At 70.7% G+C, this 22,245-nt stretch carries 20 protein-coding genes; 8 read left to right on the plus strand and 12 right to left on the minus strand.

Going from position 1 to position 22,245, the window contains the following annotated elements; all coding sequences use genetic code 11:
- Positions 1–2: 2 nt before the first annotated feature.
- The 4 genes from C8D87_RS21335 (at position 3) to C8D87_RS21350 (ending at position 3,910) form a co-directional block, all read left to right on the plus strand.
- Positions 3–1,097, plus strand: a complete 1,095-nt coding sequence (locus C8D87_RS21335; protein ID WP_112228060.1) for a sensor histidine kinase — start codon at positions 3–5, stop codon at positions 1,095–1,097.
- Positions 1,094–1,717, plus strand: coding sequence for a response regulator transcription factor (locus C8D87_RS21340; RefSeq protein WP_109638444.1), 624 nt, complete (start codon positions 1,094–1,096; stop codon positions 1,715–1,717). Before C8D87_RS21335 ends, C8D87_RS21340 begins: the two co-directional genes overlap by 4 nt.
- Positions 1,718–1,910: 193 nt before the next feature.
- On the plus strand, positions 1,911–3,128 hold the full coding sequence (locus C8D87_RS21345) for an extracellular catalytic domain type 2 short-chain-length polyhydroxyalkanoate depolymerase (RefSeq protein ID WP_109638445.1): 1,218 nt from the start codon (positions 1,911–1,913) through the stop codon (positions 3,126–3,128).
- Positions 3,129–3,247: 119 nt separating this feature from the next.
- Entirely contained in the window at positions 3,248–3,910 is a 663-nt protein-coding gene (locus tag C8D87_RS21350; RefSeq protein WP_112228061.1) for a lytic polysaccharide monooxygenase auxiliary activity family 9 protein, read from the plus strand.
- Between the two features lie 68 nt (positions 3,911–3,978).
- Here the strand turns inward: C8D87_RS21350 and C8D87_RS21355 are convergent, their stop codons facing one another.
- Positions 3,979–4,872: an extracellular catalytic domain type 1 short-chain-length polyhydroxyalkanoate depolymerase gene (locus C8D87_RS21355; RefSeq protein ID WP_112228062.1), complete on the minus strand. Its 894-nt coding sequence runs from the start codon at positions 4,870–4,872 to the stop codon at positions 3,979–3,981.
- A 130-nt stretch (positions 4,873–5,002) separates the two neighbouring features.
- On the opposite strand from C8D87_RS21355, the gene C8D87_RS21360 reads away from it, so the two are divergent.
- The gene (locus tag C8D87_RS21360; RefSeq protein ID WP_170166522.1) at positions 5,003–5,839 is read left to right on the plus strand and encodes a PaaX family transcriptional regulator; all 837 of its coding nucleotides are present in this window, start codon (positions 5,003–5,005) and stop codon (positions 5,837–5,839) included.
- Between the two features lie 4 nt (positions 5,840–5,843).
- On the opposite strand, the gene C8D87_RS21365 is transcribed toward C8D87_RS21360, so the two are convergent.
- The 3 genes from C8D87_RS21365 to C8D87_RS21375 are packed head-to-tail and all read right to left on the minus strand — an operon-like array spanning position 5,844 to position 9,959.
- Positions 5,844–7,346, minus strand: coding sequence for an acyl-CoA synthetase (locus tag C8D87_RS21365; RefSeq protein ID WP_233442222.1), 1,503 nt, complete (start codon positions 7,344–7,346; stop codon positions 5,844–5,846).
- 7 nt (positions 7,347–7,353) lie between these two features.
- A complete protein-coding gene (locus C8D87_RS21370) occupies positions 7,354–8,463 on the minus strand; it encodes an NAD(P)-dependent alcohol dehydrogenase (protein ID WP_109638449.1) in 1,110 nt (369 codons plus the stop codon).
- Positions 8,464–8,480: 17 nt separating this feature from the next.
- The gene (locus tag C8D87_RS21375) at positions 8,481–9,959 is read right to left on the minus strand and encodes an aldehyde dehydrogenase family protein (protein WP_109638450.1); all 1,479 of its coding nucleotides are present in this window, start codon (positions 9,957–9,959) and stop codon (positions 8,481–8,483) included.
- Positions 9,960–10,026: 67 nt separating this feature from the next.
- Between C8D87_RS21375 and C8D87_RS21380 the strand changes: the two genes are divergently transcribed.
- Positions 10,027–10,446 carry a MarR family winged helix-turn-helix transcriptional regulator gene (locus C8D87_RS21380; RefSeq protein ID WP_233439803.1) on the plus strand — a complete coding sequence of 140 codons (420 nt, stop codon included), beginning with the start codon at positions 10,027–10,029 and terminating at the stop codon, positions 10,444–10,446.
- A gap of 130 nt (positions 10,447–10,576) precedes the next feature.
- Here C8D87_RS21380 and C8D87_RS21385 read toward each other — a convergent pair whose 3' ends face one another.
- The 4 genes from C8D87_RS21385 to C8D87_RS21400 all read right to left on the minus strand — a co-directional run bounded on the left by C8D87_RS21385 (position 10,577) and on the right by C8D87_RS21400 (position 13,609).
- The gene (locus C8D87_RS21385) at positions 10,577–11,506 is read right to left on the minus strand and encodes a PDR/VanB family oxidoreductase (protein WP_170166523.1); all 930 of its coding nucleotides are present in this window, start codon (positions 11,504–11,506) and stop codon (positions 10,577–10,579) included.
- Positions 11,503–11,661 carry a hypothetical protein gene (locus tag C8D87_RS21390; RefSeq protein ID WP_109638452.1) on the minus strand — a complete coding sequence of 53 codons (159 nt, stop codon included), beginning with the start codon at positions 11,659–11,661 and terminating at the stop codon, positions 11,503–11,505. Before C8D87_RS21390 ends, C8D87_RS21385 begins: the two co-directional genes overlap by 4 nt.
- Positions 11,658–12,692 (minus strand): aromatic ring-hydroxylating dioxygenase subunit alpha, encoded by a 1,035-nt coding sequence (locus C8D87_RS21395; RefSeq protein WP_112228065.1) that lies wholly within the window; start codon positions 12,690–12,692, stop codon positions 11,658–11,660. The genes C8D87_RS21390 and C8D87_RS21395 overlap by 4 nt, the downstream gene beginning before the upstream one ends.
- An 86-nt stretch (positions 12,693–12,778) precedes the next feature.
- Positions 12,779–13,609 carry an IclR family transcriptional regulator gene (locus tag C8D87_RS21400; RefSeq protein WP_112228066.1) on the minus strand — a complete coding sequence of 277 codons (831 nt, stop codon included), beginning with the start codon at positions 13,607–13,609 and terminating at the stop codon, positions 12,779–12,781.
- Here C8D87_RS21400 and C8D87_RS21405 point away from each other — a divergent pair.
- Both C8D87_RS21405 and C8D87_RS21410 read left to right on the plus strand, forming a co-directional pair.
- Entirely contained in the window at positions 13,578–13,757 is a 180-nt protein-coding gene (locus C8D87_RS21405) for a hypothetical protein (RefSeq protein WP_112228067.1), read from the plus strand. The genes C8D87_RS21400 and C8D87_RS21405 overlap by 32 nt on opposite strands.
- 51 nt (positions 13,758–13,808) lie before the next feature.
- Complete coding sequence (locus tag C8D87_RS21410; RefSeq protein ID WP_112228068.1) at positions 13,809–15,197, plus strand: toll/interleukin-1 receptor domain-containing protein; 1,389 nt, start codon at positions 13,809–13,811, stop codon at positions 15,195–15,197.
- A 5-nt stretch (positions 15,198–15,202) separates the two neighbouring features.
- Here C8D87_RS21410 and C8D87_RS21415 read toward each other — a convergent pair whose 3' ends face one another.
- From C8D87_RS21415 to C8D87_RS21430, 4 genes are read right to left on the minus strand one after another with little or no spacing between them, the layout of a single operon-like run.
- Positions 15,203–17,878 (minus strand): PKD domain-containing protein, encoded by a 2,676-nt coding sequence (locus C8D87_RS21415; protein WP_112228069.1) that lies wholly within the window; start codon positions 17,876–17,878, stop codon positions 15,203–15,205.
- Positions 17,875–20,109: a transglutaminase TgpA family protein gene (locus C8D87_RS21420; protein WP_112228070.1), complete on the minus strand. Its 2,235-nt coding sequence runs from the start codon at positions 20,107–20,109 to the stop codon at positions 17,875–17,877. Before C8D87_RS21420 ends, C8D87_RS21415 begins: the two co-directional genes overlap by 4 nt.
- Positions 20,106–21,245, minus strand: a complete 1,140-nt coding sequence (locus tag C8D87_RS21425) for a DUF58 domain-containing protein (RefSeq protein ID WP_170166524.1) — start codon at positions 21,243–21,245, stop codon at positions 20,106–20,108. The genes C8D87_RS21420 and C8D87_RS21425 overlap by 4 nt, the downstream gene beginning before the upstream one ends.
- A gap of 5 nt (positions 21,246–21,250) precedes the next feature.
- On the minus strand, positions 21,251–22,228 hold the full coding sequence (locus C8D87_RS21430; protein WP_109638460.1) for an AAA family ATPase: 978 nt from the start codon (positions 22,226–22,228) through the stop codon (positions 21,251–21,253).
- Positions 22,229–22,245 lie beyond the last annotated feature (17 nt).

The following is a 22,245-nucleotide window of genomic DNA, read 5'->3' on the forward strand; positions in this document are numbered from 1 at the left end:
GCATGCACACGTCGCGACCGGCGCCCTGGGTCTCGCCCGTGCTGTGTGCCGCGGTGCTGGCCGCGGGGGTGTACGCCGCGGTCCTCGGGCTGGGCACCACCAGACTGCCGCTGCTCGTCGGCGGGCTCATGGTGCTCGTGGCAGTCGACGTGGCCGAGTTCCGCCGTTACCCGGTCCGCACGCCGAAGCCCGTGGCGGCGGCGTTGCTGGGGCTGCGGGCCGCGCTGTACGTCGGACTGGCCCATGTGGACGGTTCGGGGATGGCACGGGTGCTGCTGGTGCTCGTGCCGTTCACGGCGTACTTCGCGTTCGGGCAGACCGTCGCGATCGGGCTGGCCGCGGTGTGCCTGGCGGTGGCGGTGGCGAGCACGCCGGACTGGTACGCCCACGTGGAGCGGGTGTCGGACCTGGTGATGCTCACCGTCGGGCTGGTGCTCGCCATCGCGATGGCCGCGGTGGCGGTGCGCGAGCGGGACGGGCGCATCCGGTTGCAGGAGTCGCACCGCACAGTGGCCGAGCTGTCGGCGGCGGCGGAGCGGGCGAGGGTGGCCAGGGATCTGCACGACGACCTCGGCCACCACCTGACCGCGATCGTGGTGCTGCTGGAGAAGGCGGCCGCGTTCCACGACCGCGAACCCGGCACCGCGAAGGACGCTGTCCTCGACGCCGAGCGGTCGGCGCGGCGGGCGCTGGGCGAGGTGCGCGAGTCGGTGCGGTCGCTGCGGTCGTTCCACCTGCTCGCCGCTCTCGACGAACTCGTTGCGGGCCAAGGAGACGTCACCCTCACGGTCAGCGGCTCACCCGACGGCCACGACACCAGCGCCTTGCACGCGCTGTACCGGGCCGCGCAGGAGGGCATCACCAACTCGCGGAGGCACGCCGCCGCCACGCGCATCGCGGTCGCCGTCGACCTCGGCGCCGAGCGGGCCCGGCTGACCGTGGCCGACGACGGGCGCGGCATGGGCGCGGCGGTGGAGGGGTTCGGGTTGCTCGGGATGCGGGAGCGGGTCGCGCTGGCAGGTGGGCGGGTCGACCTCGCCAGCACGTCGTCCGGCACGAGGCTGACCGTCACGATTCCCGCGGCGAGGACCGCGTGACCCGCGTGCTGGTCGTCGACGACCAGCGGCTGATCCGCGAGGGCATCGCGTCACTTCTGGGCCTGCAGCCGGGCATCGAGGTCGTCGGCACCGCCGCCGACGGGCACGAGGCCGTGGAGCAGGCGGTGACGCTGGCCCCGGACGTCGTGCTGATGGACGTGCGGATGCCGGGGATCGACGGCGTCGAGGCGGTGGCACTGCTGCGAAAGCGCGCTCCCGGCTGCCGGGTCGTCATGCTGACCACGTTCGACGACGAGGACTACGTGGTGCGCTCGTTGCGTGCGGGCGCGACCGGCTACCTGCTCAAGGACCTGCCGTCGCAGGAGCTGGCGGCGGCGGTCAAGCTCGCCGCGGCGGGCGTGGCCCAGTTCGACCCGGCCGCCGCGGCACGGCTGGCGGCGGTGCTCGACCGGTCCGGCGGGCAGCGCGAACCGCTCACCGTGCGGGAGGTCGAGGTGCTGCGGCTGGTCGCGGCCGGAGCCACGAACCGGGAGATCGCCGAGCGCCTGTACCTGTCGGAGGGCACGGTGAAGAACCACATCTCCCGCATCCTCGGCAGGCTGGGGCTGCGCGACCGGACTCAGGCCGCGCTCTACGCCCAGTCGCACGGCCTGGTGTGAGTCACAGCTGGTAGGTGAGACGTAAATGATCCAGTCAGACCGCTCGCCGCCTTCTGAAGCATGGGCGCAATGGTGGTTCTCCACGTCAGGCCGCAGCTCGAAGTGTCGATCGCACCCGTCGTGCCGTCCTTTTACCGACTCTTAACATCGGCCGGGTCCAGGGGTTTCTGCCTGCAACGACGGAGGCGAGCACATGCGATTGAGGAACGCGTTCCTGGTTCTGGCCGCGGCAACCGGCCTGGCCGCGGCCTCCCTGTCGATGTCGACCGCTGCGGTTCCGGCACCGCAGCCCGGCGGTCTTGGCAGGTACGACATCACCGGTACCTACGTGAGCGGGCTGTCGTCCGGTGGGTACCTGGCCAACCAGCTCCACGTCGCGTACTCCGGCCTGTTCCAGGGCGCGGGCATCTTCTCCGCCGGTGCCTACGACTGCGCTCAGAACAACTTGAACACCGCTCTGTACGCGTGCATGGACACGTACCAGGTGCGCAAGACGCCGGCCGAACTGGAGCAGCTCACCAGGAACCGGGCTGCGGCGGGCAGCGTCGACTCGCCGCAGAACCTGGCTGGTGACCCGGTCTGGCTCTTTCACGGCGGTGCGGACCAGACGGTCGACCGGGTGGTGAACGACGATCTCGCCACCTACTACCGCGACTTCGGTGCGCGGGTCGCTTACAACAACACGACCGCGGCCGGGCATGCCTGGGTCAGTCCGATCGGGTCGAACAGTTGCGGGTCCACGTCTTCGCCGTACGTCAACAAGTGCGGGACCTCGGATCCGGTCGGGGAGATGCTCGGGCACCTGTTCGGGCAGGTGAACCCGGCGGCTTCGGCGTTGTCCGGCAAGCTCGTCCAGTTCGACCAGAGCGGGTACGTGCCCGGCGGCAACGCGGCGGCGGTCAGCATGGGGCGTGAGGGTTTCGCCTACGTGCCGCGGGCGTGCGAGACCGGGCCCTGCAAGCTGATGGTGACGTTGCACGGTTGCTACCAGTACTACGGCCTGGTGGGCAATGCGTTGATGGACAAGGGATATCTCAACGAGTACGCCGACACCAACAACATGATCGTGCTCTACCCGCAGGTGACCACGATGGCCGGAAACCCGCGCGGCTGCTGGGACTGGTGGGGGTACCAGTCCGCCCAGTACGCGCTCAAGACCGGGCCGCAGATGACCGCCGTGGTGAACATGGTGAAGGCGATGAGCGGTGGGCAGCCGCCCACGACCACGACGACGCAGCCGGTTCCTGAGTGCGTGACCGCGAGCAACTACGCACACACCACGGCCGGTCGTGCCTACGCCGTCGCGGGGCAGACCTACGCGACGGGCTCCGGCCAGGCCCTCGGTTTGTGGAACACGTTCACGAGCAGCAGCGTCCGTCAGACCTCGCCGAACTACTGGGTGAAGTGCTGACCAGGCGTGACTGAATGTTTCATTGAAGTTTCGCAGAGTTACCTGTAGGCTTGATGTTCTGGGAGCGCTCCCATTCCGCCGCTGCTGCTGTTCGATCATCGGAGAATGGAGGCTCATTCATGCGTGTCCGCACCACCTCCAGGTCCGCTACCAGACGGCGTGGCGTCATCGCGCTGGTCATCGGCATGCTGGCGAGCACTTTCCTGTGGGCGCAGCCGGCTTCGGCGCACGGCACCATCGTCAGCCCGGCCACCCGTGCCTACCAATGCTGGAAGACGTGGGGCAGTCAGCACACGAACCCTGCCATGCGTGAGCAGGACCCCATGTGCTACCAGGCTTTCCAGGCCAACGCCGACACCATGTGGAACTGGATGAGCGCGCTTCGGGACGGACTCCGCGGGAACTTCCAGGGGTCCACGCCGAACGGGCAGCTCTGCAGCAACGCCCTGGCGCGCAACAACTCGCTGAACACCCCGGGCCGGTGGAAGACCACCAGCGTGGGGGCCAGCTTCACGATGCACCTGTACGACCAGGCGAGTCACGGTGCTGACTACTTCCGCGTCTACGTGAGCAAGAACGGGTACGACCCCACCACGCAGAGTCTCGGCTGGGGCAACCTCGATCTCGTCACGACGACCGGAAGGTTCGCCCCTGCCAAGGACATCAGGTTCAACGTCCAGACCAACGGCTCGTACCGGGGCCACCACATCGTGTTCACGATCTGGCAGGCCTCGCACCTCGACCAGACCTACATGTGGTGCAGCGACGTGAACTTCGGCTAGCAGATCAACTGAGTCCGGAAGGCCGGCTCGGCGCCAGCGGTACTGGCGTCGGGCCGGCCTTTCCCAGGTCAGCTGGTGATGCCGAAGAACTGGAGTGCGACGGCGGCCATGCCCGCGGACGGCAGGTTGTGCCCTGCGCCCTGGATGCTGTAGGCCTCGACCTTGTCGGAGTAGCGGCGCCGGTTCCAGTTGGGACGCGGGGTGTCGCTGGACGTCGGTGCCTGGCTCAGGCCGAACACGTTGGTCCACTGCTCGATGGATTCCTCCAGCAGGGAGTACGGCACCAGGAAGTCGGCGGTGCCGTGCCACAGCTGGATCCGCGGGCGTGGGCCGGTGTAGCCGGGGTAGGCCTGCCGGACGGCGTCGCCCCACTGCTGCGGCGTGCGGTTCATGCTCCCGCCAGTGCACTTGCTGCGGCCGGGCGGGAAGTCGGCGGCGTTGGCGAAGCAGTTGAAGGGCACGCCCATGAACGCCGCACCCGCCTTGAACACGTCCGGGTAGAGGGCGAGCATCTCGTTGGTCATCATGCCGCCGGACGACGAGCCGGTGGCGAAGACGCGGTTCGGGTCACCGCTGTAGCGCTGCTGGACGTAGGTCACCATCGACACGATCGAAACCGGGTCACTGCCGCCGCCGCGCCGCTTCGCCGCGTCGGACCACGTGTCGAAGCACTTGCCGAACCCGGCTTCCTGTTGTGCGCTCGGGTAGATGACGATGAACCCGTGCCTGTTGGCGAGCGAGGCGAACTCGCTGCCGGCGTAGAAGGCGGGGCCGGAGCCGCCGCAGCCGTGCATGGCGACCACGATCGCGGGCTTGGCGGGGCGGGTGTCCGGTACGTAGACGTGCATGCGCATCCGGCCGGGGTTGTCGCCGAAGCTGGTCACCTCCACCAGCGACGCGGCGGACGCCTGTGGTGCGAGTACGACGCCGATCATGGTGATCAGGGCGCTGACGAGTGTCATGAGGGTTTTGCGCGCGGTCATCATCGACCTCCGGTTCAGGGATTCCGGACCACCGAAGGTATTCAGATTTGTGACGGCCGTCAATCTTTTGACGAATGACGTGGCGAGTCATTCGACGAATAATGGTCCGATGTCAGCAGCTTTGACTCCTCCGGACGGTGGCGTGGCCGGCTCCGCCGTGCGCCCCGAAACCGCCGCACTCGCGCTGTTCGGCGACCACGTGCTCGATCGCGGTGTGGCCGTGTCGACGGTGGGCGTCGTCGCCGCCCTCGGGCGGCTCGGCATCGGTGAGCACGCCGCGAGGACGGCGCTGAGCCGAATGGGCCGCCGCGGCCTGCTCCGCACGCTCCGCCGTGGCCGCCAGGCTTTTCTCGGGCTGACCGAGCACGGCACCGAGGTGCTGCACGACGGGCAGCGCAAGCTCGAGGGGGAAATCGTCGACCAGCACTGGGACGGCCGCTGGACGCTGCTGTCGTTCTCCGTCCCGGAAAGCAGGCGCGCGGATCGGCACGCCCTGCGCACCCGGCTCGGCTGGTTCGGCTTCGGGCCGTTGCGCAGCGGCCTGTGGGTCTCGACGTCGGCCGCGGACGTCTCGGCGACGCTGGCCGAGCTCGACCTGCTCGACCGCGCCGAGGTGTTCCGCGCTGAGGCGTTCATGTGGGCCGATCCCGCGCGGATCGCCGCGGAGGCCTGGGATCTGCCGGCGATCGCCGCGGGTTACGAGGACTTCCTGGTGCGGTGGGCGGACGGGGCGTTCGGGCATCTCGACGAACTGTCGCGGCGGATCCTGCTGGGTGCCGAGTGGTTGCTGCTGATCCGGCGTGATCCGGTGCTGCCGTCCGTGTTGCTGCCGGAGGGATGGCCGGGGACCCGTGCCGCGGAACGGTTCCGCACGCTGCGGCACGGGTGGGAGCGTCAGGCCGGTGAGCTCGCCGCCGGCGTGCTCGAATCCATTGCGGACGAGTGAGGAGTCAGTTGCCGGCGAAGGTGGCTGCGGCTCGCGCCCGCAGCTCGACGCGGCGGACCTTGCCGGTGGCGTTGCGCGGCAAGGCATCCACGAAGACGAGGTGCTTGGGCACCTTGTAGCGGGCCAGGTTGGCTTCGAGGTGTTTGCGCAACGTGTCCTCGTCGAGATCCGTGCGAACCACGACGTAGGCGACGCCGACCTCGCCCCAGCGTTCGTCGGGCACGCCGACCACCGCGCACGACTCGACCTCGTCGAGCTGCACGACGACGGCCTCGACCTCGGCGGGATAGACGTTCTCGCCGCCGGAGATGATCATGTCCTTCACCCGGTCCACGACGTAGGTCCAGCCGTCGTCGTCGACCCGGACCACGTCGCCGGTGCGGAACCACTCGTCGTCGACGAAGCTGTCCCTGGACTCCTGCGGCCGGTTCCAGTAGCCGGCGAACACGTTGGGGCCGCGGACGAGCAGCTCGGCTGGCTGCGTGCCGAGCGGTGCGACGCGCTCGTCCAGGCCGAGTGCGGCGACGTCGGTGAAGAAGTGCGGGACACCGGCCGAGACGGGGTGGGCCGGGGTGCCCTCGTGGGTGCCCATCGACACGCCGGGGGAGGCCTCGGTCATGCCGTAGCCCTGCAGCAGCCGGACGCCGCGGTCGAGCCACGCCCGCGCGACGCGCTCCTGCACCGGTGAGCCGCCGTAGAGCACGCAGGTGAGCGAGCTGAGGTCGGTGGTGTCCCAGGCCGAGGCCTGGCACATCATCTGCAACATCGTTGGTACGGCGGAAAAACCGGTGATCCGTGCTTCGGAGATGCGCGCGAGGATCACGCCCGGGTCGAACCTGGCGACTGGTTCGACGCTGCCGCCCTTGAAGAGCGTCGGCAGGGTGATCTGGCCGAGGCCGACGCAGTGGAACAGCGGTGCGATGCACAGCGCGCGATCGGTGCTGAGGACGTCGAAGTGAGCGAGCTGGTTGACCGTGTTCCAGGTCAGGTTGCCGTGCGTCAGCACGGCCGCCTTCGGTTTGCCGGTCGTGCCGGAGGTGTAGAGCAGCAGGCACGGGTCGTCGAGCGTCACCTCCGCCGAGGGCGGCTCACCGGCTGTCTCCGCGTCGAGGTCGGCGGTTCGCAGCACGCGCGGCAGCGGTCCGGACGACGCGACGAGCTCGTCGGCGTCCGCGCTGTGCACGAGCAGGGAGGCGCCGCAGTCGGCGAGCATGTAACCGATCTCCGCGCCGGACAGCCGGTAGTTCAGCGGCACGAAGATCGCCCCGCACAGCGCGGTCGCGAACAGCGTCTCGAACACGCTGACGTCGTTGACCCCGAGGTAGGCGACCCGGTCGCCGCGCCGCACACCGAGTCCGGTCAGCACGGCCGCCAGCCGGTCGACGCGGTGCGCGAGCTCGGCGTAGGTCAGCGTCCGGTTCGCCTGCACGAGCGCGGTGCGGTGCGGGGAGATGCGCGCACGCCGGGCCGGCCAGCTGCCGACGCCGGGGTTGGCCGGTCCGATCATCGCCGCCTCACCCCAGCCGCAGCACTGGCTTGATCGTCGTGCCCGTCAGCACGTCGTCGACAGCCTGCCCGATCTCGTCGAACGCGTAGTGGGTGATGAGCCGGTCGATCGGCAGGCGGCCGGTGGTGACGTGCTCGACGAGCGCGGGGATCAGCGACTGCGTCTCGGCGTCGCCCATGGTGAGCCCGGTGACGCGGCGGCCGGGCAGCATGAAGTTCACGTCGAACGGCACCTGCGTGCCGAACGCGGGCGCGCCGACGATCACCGCGGTGCCCCGGCTCGCGAGCGAGGAGATCGCCGTGCCGAGCACGCCGGCGTTGCCCGTGGTCTCCACGACGCCGTCGACGCCGCGGCCGGACGTGAGCTTCGCGACCGCCTCGCCCAGGTCCTGGTGGGTGGTGTCGACGGTGTCGGTGGCGCCGAGCTCGGCCGCCAGCTCCAGCCGCCGCGGCACGCGGTCCGCCGCGATGATCCGGGTCGCGGGCGTGAGCCGTGCCGCCATGACCGCCGAGAGGCCGACCGCCCCCGCTCCGGTGACGAGCAGCGTGGCGCCGGGCCGCGGCGCCAGCACGTTCCAGACCGCGCCGGCACCGGTCATGACCCCGCACCCGAGTGGCGCGAGCAGGTCGAGCGGCGCGTCGGCGGCGACCTTGACCAGGCTGCGCTCGTCGACGACGGCGTGGTGGGCGAAGCTCGACTGCCCGAAGAAGTGACCGCCGAGCGGGACGCCGCCGCGGGAGATCGGCGACGTCCCGTCGGCCCGTTCGCCGCCGATGAGGTTCGACGGCAGCCAGGTGTCGCAGTAGGCGGGATGCCCTGCGCGGCAGTTCTGGCAACGGCCGCAGGAGGTGTAGCTCAGCAGGACGTGGTCACCCGCGGCGACCCTGGTGACCGCGGAGCCGACCTCCTCGACGACACCAGCGCCCTCGTGGCCGAGCACGCCGGGCAGCGGGAACGGCAGGTGGCCGCCCGCCACGCCGAGGTCGGTGTGGCAGATGCCGGTGGCGACGACGCGGACGCGCACCTCGTCGGGGCGCAGGTCGTCCAGCGTCACCTCGGCGAGCGTGAACCCGGAACCGGCGGCCTCGACCACGGCCGCTGTCGTTGTTGTGGGCATGGGTTTCTCCTGCGGGGTCAGGCGAGCGAGATGACGACGGACTTGGTCCTGGTGTAGGAGGCGAGCGCTTCCGGGCCGTACTCCCGGCCGTACCCGGAGTCCTTGACGCCGCCGAACGGGATCGCGGGGTCGAGCATCGCCCAGTCGTTGACCCAGACGATGCCCGCCTGCAGCCGGGCGGCCACGCGGTGCGCGCGGGCGAGGTTCTCGGTCTGCAAACCAGCTGCGAGGCCGTAGGAGGTGCCGTTGGCCATGGCGATCGCCTCGTCCTCGGTGTCGAACCGCTGCACGGTCAGCACCGGGCCGAAGATCTCCTCCTGCACGACGGGGGAGGTGTCCGGCAGGTCCGCGATCACCGTCGGCTCGAAGAAGAAGCCGGGCCGGTCCGCCCGCTGCCCGCCCGTGACGATCCGGCCGCCGGCCTCCTTCGCCTGCGCCACATAGCGTTCCACTTTGGACAGATGGCGTTCGCCGGCCATCGGGCCGATCACGGTGGCCGGGTCGAACGGGTCGCCGAGCGGGACGTGCGGCACGGCGCCGGCGAGCGCGCCGACGACGGCGTCGTACAACGGTGACGCGACCAGCAACCTGGGGCCGCCCATGCAGAACTGGCCCGTGTTGAACACGAAGCCCTTGATGGCCGCGCCGATCGCCTTGTCCAGGTCGGCGTCTTCGAAGATGATGTGCGCCGCGTTGCCGCCCAGCTCCATCGTCATCGGCTTGAGCTGTGCGCCCGCCACGCTCGCCGCGTGCCTGCCGACGGCCGTCGACCCGGTGAAGGCCACCTTGTCGATGCCGGGATGGCGCAGCAGGTGCTCGCCGATCTCGGCGCCGTAGCCGGTCACCACGTTGACCACGCCCGCCGGCACGCCGGCCTCGGCGAGGATCTCGGCCATCAGCAACGCGCTGAGCGGGGTGTCCTCGGCCGGCTTGTGCACGACGGTGCAGCCGGCCGCGAGGGCGGGGGCGATCTTCGAGCTCGACAGGATCAGCGGGAAGTTGAACGGCGTGATCGCCGCGACCACGCCGACCGGCTCGCGGCGGGTGTAGGCGTGCGCGGGAATGGGGATCTGCCGCGTCGCGCCGTCGATGCTCTGCGCCAGCGCCGCGTAGTACTCGTACTGCTCGGCGGTCGTCTCCACGTCGACGGGGCGGCACAGCGCGACCGGCTTGCCGACGTCGAGGCTCTCCACCGCCACCAGCTCGTCCGCCCTGGCCCGGATGACGTCGGCGACGCGGTGCAGGATCCGGGCGCGGTGTCTGCCGGGTGTAGCCGCCCAGCCGTCGAACGCCGCGCGGGCCGCGTCCACCGCGTCGTTCACGTCCGCCGTCCCCGCCCTGGCGACGGACGTCACGACGGAACCCGTGGAGGGGTCGGCGACGTTGATCCGGCCGCCTTCCGCTGCCTCCTGCCACTGCCCCCCGATGAACAACCTGCCAGGCTTGACGTCGGGGCGGAGCAGCGTTGCGGCCGGCCGGTCGTCCAGTGTGGTCATGGTGGGTTTGCCTTCCTGTGACAGGCTTCGAGGGGAGAGGGGAGTGCAGATGGGGAAGGTGAGGCGCTTGCGACCGTCGCTGATGTACGAGGTGAAGCAGGTGGAGCTCGCGGTGCGCGCCCTCATGGACGAGGTGCTGCGTCCCGCCGGCGTGACGACCCTGCAGTACACCGCGCTGACGGTGCTGGCCGGCCGTGACGGCCTCACGTCAGCGGAACTGGCGCGCCACTCGTTCGTGACCGCGCAGACGATGACCGACATGGTCGCCGCACTGGAGCGGCGTGAGCTGATCGTCCGCGAGCAGGACCCCGCGCACGGCAGGAGGTTGCTGATCAGCCTCACGGACAAGGGCAGGGCGTTCCTGGACGAGCACGCCGCCGAGGTCGCGGCGATCGAGGAACGGATGGTGAGCAGGCTCAACAAGGACGAGCGAACCGCGCTGCACGACCTGCTCAACAGGTGCCGCGCCGCTCTCTCCGGCTCCTAGTGGCCACGCATGGTTCTGCTCCTCGTCGAGCGCTGGTATCAGGATCACGAATATAAGGAATCCTGATATAGACAGCATGGGTCTGCTTTGTTGAACTGTCAAGTGTTTCTCGTGCGCGGCCGTGCCGTGCTCAGAGATCGAGCACCAGGCGCGGTGAGCGCGACCGGGACACGCAGATCATCATCGCGTCGCCGCACTCCTGTTCCTCCGCGGTGAGAACGGAGTCGCGGTGATCGGGCTCGCCGCCGAGCACGATCGTCTCGCAGGTGCCGCAGGTGCCCTCCTGGCAGGACGACAGCACGGACACGCCCGCCTGCTCGACGACCTCGAGCACTGACCGGTCGGCCGGCACCCGCAGCACGGTTCCGGTTTGTGCCAGCTCGATCTCGAACTCGTGCCGAGGCCCTTGTGCCGCATCGGGTTTCGGCGCGAACCGTTCGATGTGGAGGGTCCCGTCGGGCCACTCCGCGCAGTGCTCCTCCACGGCGGCCAGCAGGGGTTCCGGGCCGCAGCAGTACACCGCGGTGCCTTCCTCCGGCCGGCCGAGCAACGACTCCAGGTCCAGCAGGCCGTGCTCGTCCTGAGGGTGGATCTCGGCACAGCCGTGGCGTTCCAGCTCGTCGCGGAACGCCATGGACGACCGCGTCCTGCCGCCGTAGACCAGCCGCCAGTCGTGACCGGCCGCCTCCACCCGCGCGATCATCGGCAGGATCGGCGTGATGCCGATGCCGCCCGCGATGAACAGGTAGCGCTTCGCCTCGACGAGCTCGAAGTGGTTGCGCGGCCCGCCCACCTCGATCAGCTGGCCCGCGGCGAGAACGTCGTGCACGTGCCGCGAGCCACCGCGCCCGTCGAGCTCACGCAGGACGGCGACCTTCATGGCCGAGGTGTCGGACGGATCCCCGCACAACGAGTACTGGCGGACCAGGCCGTCGGCGAGCACCAGGTCCACGTGGGCGCCCGGTGCCCAGGCCGGCAGCGGGTCGCCGTCCGGATGTCGCAGCGTCAGCAGCACCACGCCGTCGGCGATCGGTTCCTTGTTCTCCAGCAACAGTTTCATGGCGTGTGTCCCACGGGGTGGTCGAGCAGCCATTCCCACAGCTCGACCGGATCCTCGAACTCTCGCTCCGCCTGGCAGTGGCACACCGCCCGGAGCCGGTCGGTGCCCAGCACCCAGTGGATGCGGAACACGCGGTTGCCGGTGAGCGCGTTCACGACTTCTCGACCAGGCGCTTGAGCATCCGCCGCGCGGCGAGCCCGCCGGTGTCGATGTTGATCGACAGTTCCTGGTAGCCCTCCGGTTCGTTGGCGATGACCTTCTCCAGCACGTTCAGCGCCACCACGTCCTGCATCACGACAGTGCGGTTGTTCTCCGCGAGGAACGCGGAGACCTCCTCGTCGCCGAGCGCGAAATCCCTTGCCACGGCCCAGAAGTCGTGGGTCGAGGTCTCGGTCTCCGGCGTGATCGCGTACACGACCTCGACGTGGAACGCGTCAGGGTCGCTTCCGTCCGGGTTGGGCACGGACCCCACCGGCGCGATGCGGCTGTGCAGCTTGTACAGGCACGGCGGCGTGTACTCGATGTCCTGCCAGCGCGCGATCCTGCCCTGCAGGCCGGTCGACTTCGAGTAGAACGGCGGGCACTCCGCGTCGTCCATGTGCCGCGAGACGTAGACGATGCCCGCGTCCTCGTCGACCTCCGTCGTGATCGGGGTGGAGGCGACCTCCGGCGTGCCGATGTAACCGCCGTGCAGGTACGTCTCGTGCGAGAGGTCCAGCAGGTTGTCGACGAGCAGCTCGTACCTGGCGTTCAACGGTTCCATGCCGTAGACCGTCGTGTAGTCCGATGCCACGAGCCACGGCGCGCGCGGGATCCGCGTCGGGTCGGCGTTCGCCGGGTCGCCGATGAAGACCCAGACGAACGAGTCCTGCTCGACGACGGGGTACGGCAGAAGCCTTGCGGTGCGCGGGATCCGGGTCTGCCCGGGGACGGCGACGCACTTGCCGCCGGCGTCGTAGGTGAAGCCGTGGTAGCCGCAGACCACCTGGTCGTCGACGAGCCGCGAAGGCGGCTGGGACAACGGGAAACGGCGGTGCACGCACCGGTCCGGCATGGCCGTCACGGCTCCGTCCCTGGTGCGCCAGAACAGGATCGGCTCGCCGCAGATGGTGCGGGTGAACAGGTCGTGCTCGATCTCGGACCCGTAGGCGGCGACGTACCACTGGTCGCGAGGGAAGCCGGTCATCGGCGCTCCTAATTCGTGGTGGGGAGCAACAGCGTGACCCAGACCACCGCTTCCGCCGTAGCGCGGTTTCCGGAAAATGGAAGCTCTTAGGCCGAGAGGGCGCGGGAGATCGCCTGGGCGCTGGTGCGCACGAGCCTCGCGAGCGCATGCGGTGTGGTGCTGCCGTGCCGCACGACCAGCGACACCGCGGCGACGACCTGGCCGCGCCGGTCGTGGATCGGCGCGCCGACCGACAGCGCGTCCATCGTGACCTGCCGGTCGCTGATCGAAAAGCCGTTCGACCGCACGGCGGCGAGCATCCGGCGCAGCTGTGCGGGATCGGTGACGGTCCGTTCGGTGTACCGGTCGATCGAGCCGCCCAGCACCTCCTCCTGCACCTCGACGGGAGCGTGCGCGAGCAGGACCAGGCCGACACCGGTGGCGGTGAGCGCGAACCGGCCGCCGACGCGGGTGAGCACCGGCACCGCGCCGGATCCGGCGATCCGCTCGACGAAGACGACCTCCGTGCCCTCCCTGACCGCGAGCTGCACGTTCTCCCGGGTGATCAGGGAGAGGTCCTCCAGGAACGGCAGCGCGGTCTCGCGCAGGCCCGGACCACGCGGCGCGAGCGAGCCGAGCTCCCACAACCGCAGGCCGATCCGGTACAGCCCATCGCCACCGCGTTCGACGGCACCCCACTCGCAGAGCTCGTGCATCAGCCGATGCGCGGTCGACAACGGCATGTCCGCCCGCCGGGCGAGCTCACTCAGCGTCAGCTCGCGGTGCTCCGCGTCGAACGCGCCGAGCAGCTGGAGCGCACGGCCGATCACCGGCCCGGTGGGACCGGTGGGCCGGCCTCGCCTGGGCGCGCTCACCTCGTCATCTTCCACCGTCTCGGAGGCCCGTGTGTGGTGGGTCGGTTTCGGCGGCACCGGCATCCTCCACTCCAACATCGACTCCGGCCGCGACCACAAGACCGGCGAGCTCACCGTCCGCAACGAGCACTGGCGCGCGCCGACCATGGTCGCGGAGAAGGCGCTGGCCGAGGAGAGCCGCGAGATCACCGAGGTCCACCGGACCAGCTGACCGGCGATCAGTAATCTCCACACCGGAGCTCCCCATGAGAGGGTTTGGGCAATGCCTGGCGTGTTCGTCAACTACCGCACCGGAGACGGTGAATGGGCTGCTGCCCTGGTGAAGCGGGAGTTGAGCGCGCGCTTCGGTGCTGACCAGGTGTTCTACGCGAGCCAGTCGATCCGCCTCGGCGAGGACTTCTCCCGCGAGATCCTGAGCGGGCTGCGCCGGTGCGAGGTGCTGCTGGCGCTCATCGGCCCCCGCTGGGTCGGCGCCGTGGATCGCGAGGGCGTCCGAAGACTCGACAAGGCCGACGACTGGGTGCGTCGCGAGATCACCGAGGCCTTCCAGTACGGGCTGCGCGTCATCCCCGTGCTGATGGACGGCATCGACCCGCTCACCGAAGCCGACCTGCCGGACGCGCTGAAGCGCCTGGCGCGCTGCCAGTACCTGCGCATCCACCACCGCAGCGACGATCTCGACCTCCCGCGCCTGGTGGACGAGCTGGTCGAGCTGGTACCGGAACTGGTCACGGCGAAGGCGGCGCCGGCGGTGGCGCGGGAGCACCGGCCGGCCGAGGGCGAGCTGCGCAGCACCGTCACCGAGTTCCGGCGTGCCCTGACCGAGCCCGTGGGCCAGTCGGTGAGCGAACGCGTGCAGGCGGCGGCAGCGGCGGTGCTCGACCTGCTGACGGAGGCGCGCTACCCCACCTCGGGTCACCTCGACGACCGCGAACTTCCCGCGGAGCTGGAGAAACGGCTCACCGGCTACGAGCACGACCTGGCACCACTGCTGCGGCTGGTCGCCATCGGCGTGCGATCCGGCGACCGGCGGCACGACGACCTGTGGGTCACGCTGGCCGAACGCTTCCTGCGCCCTTCGCCGCATTACCGCGGCGCACAGGACGTGTGGGTCAACGCCGCGGCCTATCCGGCGTTGCTGCTGGTCTACGTGATCGGCGTGGCCGCGGTGGAGGCGGGCCGCGAGGACCTCGTCCACCGGCTGCTCTGCCAGACCTCGGTCATCGGCACCGACGGGCGGTCCACGCCGGTGCTGCGCCTCCTCGCGTTGCGCAACGTGGTCGACCCGCGGCACGCTGCGGCGCTGCCCGCGTGGGGTGGCGCACCGCCGCATCAGGCGTTGAGCGTGCAGCTGCGGCAGGTGCTGAGCCGGGTGTTCTTCAACGTCGTCGACGGCAGCGCGTTCGAATGGGCGTTCGCGGACTACGAGTTCCTGCGCAGCCTGCTGGAGCTGCACGACGGGGCGTTCTCCTCGCTCGGCGAGTTCGCCGTGCGCCTCGACCGGGTCGACGACGTCATCTACGAACGCAACATCGCCCGCCTCAACGCGGACTCCGCACTGCTGCGGGCAGGGGCGTTCGGCGGCGACCCGGAGCGGGTCGCGGTGGCCTGGCGCGAGCTGCGCCAGGCCACCCGTGCCCGCTACTCGTAGCTCCGTCAGTCGAGGCCTTCCACCACGACCAGGCTGAAGTGCCAGCCGGCGGCGGCGGCCAGCACGCCGCGGTTGTACTGGGGTGGTGGCGACGCCTCTCCGTCCACGTTGCTGCCCCAGCCGACCACGGAGCCGTCCGTCTTCACAGCGAGGCTGTGCACGAAGTTGGTGGAGAACGAGATGACGCCGGTCCGGGCTGCGGGCGGTACTTCCTGCTCGTCGTCCGCCATCGTCGCCAGGGAGTGCTGGACACCCCCAGACAGGTCGACCGCTCCGCGGCCGGCCTCCGCAGGCCATTCGGGCCGGCCCCAGGAGATCACGGAGCCACCCGGCTTCAGCGCCAGGCTGTGGCCGGTGCCGGCGGCGATCGCGGTGACGCCGGTCAGGGCCTCCTGCGGAACGGTCGACTGACCGGCGAAGTTGCTGCCCCAGGCGAGGACGGAGCCGTCCGTCTTCAGCGCCAGGCTGTGGCCGCCGCCCGCGGCGATCGCGGTGACGCCGCTCAGGGCCTCCTGCGGAACGGCCAGCTGACCGACGAAGTTGTCGCCCCAGGCGAGGACGGAGCCATCCGCTTTCAACGCCACGCTGTGGCCGCCGCCGGCGGCGATCGCGACCACGTCGTGCATGGCCTGAGGCGGAACGGTCGACTGGCCGTACTGGTCGTCGCCCCAGGCGATGACGGAGCCGTTCGCCTTCAACGCCAGATTGTGGCCGGTGCCGGCGGCGATGGCGATCACTCCGCTGGTCGCCGCCAGCGGCACGTCTGTCTGCCCCAGTCCGCCCTCGCCCCAGGCGATGACGGAGCCGTCCGCCTTCAACGCCAGACTGTGGTCGGCCCCGGCATCGATCGCGACCACGCCACTCGACGCCGCGAGCGGAACATCCGTCTGGCCCGCGAGGTTGGAGCCCCAGGCCTTGACCGCGCCCCGGGAAACCTTGAGCTGCCGGGACGACTGCGCGGTCCGCGTGCCGCTCGTGACGGTGAGCGAGACGGTGTAGACACCCGGCGCGGCGAACCTGTGGTCGAACTCGGTTGTGTCCGCGGTGACCACGGGCGTGGTCGTGCCGGGCCTGGTCACGGTCCACCGCCAGCGGTCGGCTCGCCCCGTGGTGTCCGCGCTGAAGTGCACCGACTCGCCGATCACCGGCCGTGGCCGCCGGAAGTCGATCCGGCTGATGCCCGGCGGCGCCTCTGCCGGAACCACGGTCACCACCGTCTCCGACTCCGCTGTGCGCCCCTCGCCGAGGGTTGCGGTGGCACGGACGGTGAAGCTGCCTGGTTGGTGCCAGCGGTGGTGGACGGTGGCGCCCGCAGCCTCCGTTCCGTCGCCGAACGACCAGCGGGTGGTGGCGGTGGCAGCGGGCCGGAGCAGCAGAGTCAGTTCGAACTCGTCTCCGACCACACCGCGATTGCCCGGCCGGACCACGATGGACGGGGTGATCTCCGGTGCCCGCGGTGGTGGGTTCGCCCGCGGCGTCGAGCTCGCCCGGACGGGGAGTCCCAGGCCCGGTTGCTGCGTCCGGTGGTCGATCTTCGTCGCCTGCGCCTGCGCCTGCGCCCGCGGATCCGGTGCGGGCGGGGCCTCGTCCGTGGTGGGGCCGTCCGTGTACTTGGTGATCGTCCGGACGTCGCCCGCCAGGTCCAGCACCCCGGCCTTGTCGCCGTTCGGGTCGTTGAAGAACAGGATGCCGTCCCTGGCGACCAGCTCGAACCGGGTCGGCTTGTCGAACAGCTGGCGCTGGGCGACCACCCGGGAGGTGGCGGCATCGACGATCGTCGCCTGCCCGGTGGAGTGGTTGGGAACCACGACGTCGTTGCCGACCTCGATCGGCGTCCCGAGCTCCGCGCCCGCGGAGCTGACCGGCACGGGCTCGGTGCAGCCGGTGTCGAACGCGCACGAGACCAGCTCGCCCCGGCTGCCGGTCGCGATGAGCACTCGCGCCTGGCCGGTGGAACCTCCGATCACCGCCGTGTCGTCAACACGCGCGTCAAGCCGTACCGACTTCGCCACCTCACCGGTCTCGGGGTCGAGCAACTCCGCTGCGCCTCGCTCCGGGTCCACCAGCGCAGGCCGGCCGTCGGTGATCGTCAGGTGACCGTTCTTCGTTGCGGCAGAACGGGTCCGTCGTTGCCCGTCGCTGAGCCAGACCAGGTCACCGGTCGTGTCGTCGATCGCCCACAACCGGCCGTTCTCGTCGACACCGACGTTGCCCGGCCTGATCGCCGCCGCCAGCCGCCGCGGTTCTCCTCGTGGCGTCAGCGTCGCCGGGTCGACGGAAGCAGTCATTCCACTGTGGACATCGACCACGTGCAGCGTGTCCGGAGCTGGCAGCACGACCAGCCCGTCGCTCGCGGGGAGAACCGGCACCGGTGCGGTGGGCCGTTCGGTGGCGGTGTCGATGCGGCTCAACCCACCGGTCTGCTCGTTCAGGACGAAGGCGGCGCCGGCCTGCTGGGCCACGTTCAGCACCGCGCCCGCGCCTGCGACCGGCACACGGGCCGTCACCTCGGCGGAAGCGCCGTTCACCAGCGTCACCTCGCCGACTCGGCCGGACGGCAGCCAGGCCGCGCCGGAGTACATCCGCGCCTGTGAGGTCTCGTAACCCGGCCCTGCCACCAGAACAGCCGCCGCGATCACGGCGACGGAGGCGAGCGCGACTCCGATGTCTCTCGATTTCATCTGTATCGCCCCATTTCCAGGCTTTCGCCTGCCTGTCGCCTGCGTCGCGCGACCATCCACGAAGTCCACAGCGGACGTGGGTCCAGTGCGGCGCGAAGGCGTGCCGCGGACATGCGTCCCGGGTAGAGCTCGGCGTTCAGTCGTTCCACCAGTTCCCAGGCCTGGTCGGCGTCCGGCCGGTCGAGTTGTTCCGGCGCGTAGATCGCCTTGGTCGCCAGTTCCGCGGTCGCGCAGATCGGGTTCGCCGCGCTGCCGAGCGTGTCGCGCACGTGCTGAGCCACCTCGTGGAACGTGAGCGAGACCGGCGGTGAGATGCCTCGTTCGGTCAGCCGGTCGAGCTGTTCGTGCCACGCGCCGATCACCCGTACCGCGTGGTCGGGAGCGCGGCGCCGCTGTCTGCGGCGACGGGCTTTGCCGAGCACCACGAGCCCACCCGTGAGCAGCACCAGCAGAACCGCCGACGGCACCAGCACGAAGGTCCCGTTCAGGACGTTGTCCCAGCGGAACCCGCGGTCGTCCGGCGCTTCGGCGGGCTGCGCGTCGGCCTGCGGTGCGGGCGACGGCGTGGTGGGCGACGGTGAGAGTTGCGGTGGCGGGACCACTCTGGGTGCCTCCGACGGCGGGTTCCCCGTGCTCGTGTCGTCGAGGGAGCTGGGCTCGTACGCGATCCAGCCGTACCCGGCGAAGTGCACCTCGGACCATGCGTGGGCGTCGGCGGTGGTGACCTGGAAGACCCCGTCCCCGGCGGGGCGCAAGCGGTATCCGACCGCGACCCTGGCCGGATACCCCCACATCCTGGCGATCACCGTGAACGCCGCGGCGTACTGCTCCGCGTACCCGCCGCCCGCGTCCCCTTCGGCCAGCGCGCGGGCGATGGCGGCGTAGGAATGCCCCGGTGGCCGATTCATCAGGTAGGGCTTGCTCCGCAGCTCTTGTTCCAGGGCGTCGAGCCGGTTGCGCGCGAGCCTGCTGTCGTGCCATTGCACAGCCGTGGCGGCCAGCGTGCGCAGGGCTTCCGGGACACCGGGGGGAAGCGGTGACGAGCGGGTCGCCGTCGTCGCGGCCGTTGCCAGGTCGGTGTCCCACGAATGGACCTCGCCCGTGACCTCGTAGCTGAACCCCGCCGAGGTGTGGCCGGTGCTCACCACCACGCCCGAGTCCGGGTCGAACCCGAACCGGCCCCTGGTCTCGCCGGGCACGTGCAACCGGGATGGCCAGCCGATGACCGGCAGGTACGGGCCGGAGAGCTCCTGCAGCTCGATGCGCGCCGTCACGGGCCTGCGGCGCACCAGCGCGGGATCGACGGAGAGGCGGCTCCCGGCCACGCGATAGGTGTCGGTCGAAGTCCAGGTGGTGCCGTCGAACGCGTCCAGCGCGGCGGTGCGCACCCGGTCGATCTGCGCGGCGGACTGGGGGGTCGTCCGCACGGTGAACAACGGGCGGGGCGGGGTCTCGTTGAGTTGTTTCTTGAGCTGCGCCAGCGGGGTGAGGGCGTCGGCGTGCACGACCGGCGGTGCGAGCCGGTCGCGCGGATCGAACCGGTGCTCACCGGACGCCAGGGGCAGCACCTGCCCACCCACGAGGCCGAACGCCGCGCTGGCGGCGACCATCGCGGCGGCGGCCACGAGCGCTGCGACCGTTCTGGGCGACCGGCGTTCGAGCCGCACGGCGCCGTCCCCGGTGCCGCGGTGAGTGCGGATCGCGGTCAGGATCAGCGCGGCGACCAGGAACACGACGGTGGCGAACGGGTGCCCGCCTGCCTGGTTGCCGACGACGAAGAGAGCGAACAGGAAGCCCGCCAGGGGCGGCAGGAGTGGCGCCAGCGCGCTCCGCGTCCACAGGACGAGCAGGACCGACGAGAACGCCGCCGCCCACGCCACCAGTGTCGGTGCCGCCAGCAGTTCGCCCCACGTGTCAGCGGGCACGGTCACGGTGAGCAGGCGGTGCCAGCTGCCGCGCACCCCGTCGAGGACGGCCGAGCTGTCGCCGCCGAACACGCCGTAGACCAGGACCAGGCCCAGTCCCGCGACCGCCGGCACCGGCGTGATCCACGCCCGCCGGCGGCCCAGCGTGGCCGTCACACCGCCGGCGAGGCACGCGAGCGTGAGCACGAGAAGGTGCTCGTCGGTGACGAAGAAGCCTTGGTACACCAGTGCTCCGGCGGCCGACGCCACCATCGCGAGCACCACCTCGGCGACCGGGCCACCCCGTGCGAACCTCCGCCAGTTCATCGCAGCACCAGCCGGTTCCAGCCGGCGGCGAACCGTTCGCTGCTCGGCGCGGCGACCGCGAGCACACCGCGCGGCCGCGGCGGGAGGGCGGAGTCCGGCGAGACCAGCTGAGCGAGGCTGACCGAGAGGAACCTGTGGCGCAGCAACATCAGCAGCTGCGCGGCGTCGGCGTCCAAGCGGCCGGTGACGATGACGAGTGCGACGCCCTGCGTGTCGGAGACGACGTCCCGCACCAGGCCGGACAGAGCCGCGAGTCCCCGATCGGCGCTGTCCGGCTCCACAGTGGACAGAAACTCCAGCGCGGTACCGCTCGACTCCCTCTCGGCCGCACCGGTGGTGCGCAGCTGAAGCGGCAGCCCGGATCGCTCGGCCGCCACGCAGAACGACGCGGCGACGCGGACGGCGTCCTCGAACAGCGAACCGTGGTAGGGCGCGGAGCTGGTGTCCAGCACGACCAGCTGGCGCGGCTCGTCAGGCACCACCACGTGGCGGGTCATCACCGTGCCGGTGCGAGCCGTTGCGCCCCAATGGATGCGTCGCCAGTCGTCGCCCGGCGTGTACTCCCGCAGGCTGTGGAACGCCGCGCCGCCCAGCGGAGCGTTGCCGGTCGTCTGGCCGTCCGTGTCCTGCGGCCCGCCGGCGGTGATCGTGGCCAGGAGATGCACGCGCGGGTAGACGTGCACGACCAGCTCACCCCCGCACGCGCGGCCGCGGTGCAGCAGCCGCAACGGGTCGGAGTGGCCGAGCGCGACCGGTGGGATCACGTAGCGGCCGCGCCGTGCCACCGGTAGCGGATAGGAGACCGTGCAGCTGTGGCCGGCCGTCAGCGCGGGCACCGCGACGGTGGTGCGGTGTCCGCCGATCGTCTCGCTGACCAGCAGCGGCGGGCTGCCGCGCCTGCCCACGTTCGTCACGGTCAGCGTGCCCTGGGCGGCGCCGCCCTCGAACACGCGTCTCGGCCGGACCTCCCGCACCACCGTCAGCCGGGGTGTCGCCACCAGCCAGGCGGCGGCCACCAGCAGGGCACCCGCCGCGGCGAGGCCGAGCGTCACCAGTTCCGGGTAGTCGGTCCACGTGCCGAGGGCGACCAGGCCCACGGCGGCAGCCGCCGTCCAGGCCCCGGATCTGGTCAGCACAGCGCTCACCGGCCTGCCGGGACCGGCGCGCCGGCCAGGACGTCGTTGAGCACCGACTCGGTGGTGCGTTGCTGGATGCGCGCTTCCGGGGTGAGCAGCAGGCGGTGGTTGAGCACCGGGACGGCCACGGCCTTGACGTCGTCGGCGGTGACGTAGGGGCGGCCGGCGGCCAGGGCGTAGGCCTGGGAGGCGGTCACCAGGGCGATGCCGCCGCGCGGGCTCACGCCCAGTTCGACGTCGGGATGCACCCTCGTGGCGCGGATCAGGCGGGCCACGTACTCGCGGAGGTTGTCGGCGACGCGCTGGTCGCGGACGGCCCGGATCATCAGGCGGAGGTCGTCGAGCTCCATGACGGACTTCAGTTCTTCCGGACGGCGGCGCGTCACCCCGTAGGCGAGGATGCTCACCTCGTCGGCCAGGTCCTCCGGGTAGCCGATGCTGACGCGCATCATGAACCGGTCCATCTGGGCTTCCGGGAGGGCGTAGGTGCCCTGGTGCTCCACCGGGTTCTGGGTGGCGATGCAGAGGAACGGGTAGGGCACCGCCATCGGGCGGCCGTCGACCGTGACCTGGCCTTCCGCCATGACCTCGAGCAGGGCCGACTGGGTCTTCGGCGAGGCGCGGTTGATCTCGTCGCCCAGCAGGATGTTCGTGAAGACCGGGCCCTGCCGGAACTCGAAGCGCGAGCGGCCCTGGTCGTAGACCTGCACGCCGGTGACGTCGGAGGGCAGCAGGTCGGGGGTGAACTGGATGCGCTTCACCTCCGCACCCGCCACCGAGCGGGCGATCGCCTTGGCCAGCGACGTCTTCGCCACGCCCGGCACGTCCTCGATCAGCAGGTGTCCCTCGGCCAGCAGGCACACCAGCGCCAGCCGGACCACCTCGGGCTTGCCTCGGATGAAGTCCTCGACGTTCGCCGCCAGCGCCTCGAACCTGCGCTGGAAGATCGCGGCATCGGACACCTCATCGCCCCCATCGTGCATACATCAGTGATCGGTCC

It is taken from the genome of Lentzea atacamensis (assembly GCF_003269295.1).
Taxonomy (GTDB): domain Bacteria; phylum Actinomycetota; class Actinomycetes; order Mycobacteriales; family Pseudonocardiaceae; genus Lentzea; species Lentzea atacamensis.

Coding starts and splice junctions, on each gene's coding strand:
- C8D87_RS21335 (WP_112228060.1), top strand. CDS start 3: ATGCACACGTCGCGACCGGCGCCCTGGGTCTCGCCCGTGCTGTGTGCC.
- C8D87_RS21345 (WP_109638445.1), top strand. CDS start 1,911: ATGCGATTGAGGAACGCGTTCCTGGTTCTGGCCGCGGCAACCGGCCTG.
- C8D87_RS21350 (WP_112228061.1), top strand. CDS start 3,248: ATGCGTGTCCGCACCACCTCCAGGTCCGCTACCAGACGGCGTGGCGTC.
- C8D87_RS21355 (WP_112228062.1), bottom strand. CDS start 4,872: ATGACACTCGTCAGCGCCCTGATCACCATGATCGGCGTCGTACTCGCA.
- C8D87_RS21360 (WP_170166522.1), top strand. CDS start 5,003: ATGTCAGCAGCTTTGACTCCTCCGGACGGTGGCGTGGCCGGCTCCGCC.
- C8D87_RS21365 (WP_233442222.1), bottom strand. CDS start 7,346: ATGATCGGACCGGCCAACCCCGGCGTCGGCAGCTGGCCGGCCCGGCGT.
- C8D87_RS21370 (WP_109638449.1), bottom strand. CDS start 8,463: ATGCCCACAACAACGACAGCGGCCGTGGTCGAGGCCGCCGGTTCCGGG.
- C8D87_RS21375 (WP_109638450.1), bottom strand. CDS start 9,959: ATGACCACACTGGACGACCGGCCGGCCGCAACGCTGCTCCGCCCCGAC.
- C8D87_RS21385 (WP_170166523.1), bottom strand. CDS start 11,506: ATGAAACTGTTGCTGGAGAACAAGGAACCGATCGCCGACGGCGTGGTG.
- C8D87_RS21395 (WP_112228065.1), bottom strand. CDS start 12,692: ATGACCGGCTTCCCTCGCGACCAGTGGTACGTCGCCGCCTACGGGTCC.
- C8D87_RS21400 (WP_112228066.1), bottom strand. CDS start 13,609: ATGCCGGTGCCGCCGAAACCGACCCACCACACACGGGCCTCCGAGACG.
- C8D87_RS21410 (WP_112228068.1), top strand. CDS start 13,809: ATGCCTGGCGTGTTCGTCAACTACCGCACCGGAGACGGTGAATGGGCT.
- C8D87_RS21415 (WP_112228069.1), bottom strand. CDS start 17,878: ATGAAATCGAGAGACATCGGAGTCGCGCTCGCCTCCGTCGCCGTGATC.
- C8D87_RS21420 (WP_112228070.1), bottom strand. CDS start 20,109: ATGAACTGGCGGAGGTTCGCACGGGGTGGCCCGGTCGCCGAGGTGGTG.
- C8D87_RS21430 (WP_109638460.1), bottom strand. CDS start 22,228: ATGCACGATGGGGGCGATGAGGTGTCCGATGCCGCGATCTTCCAGCGC.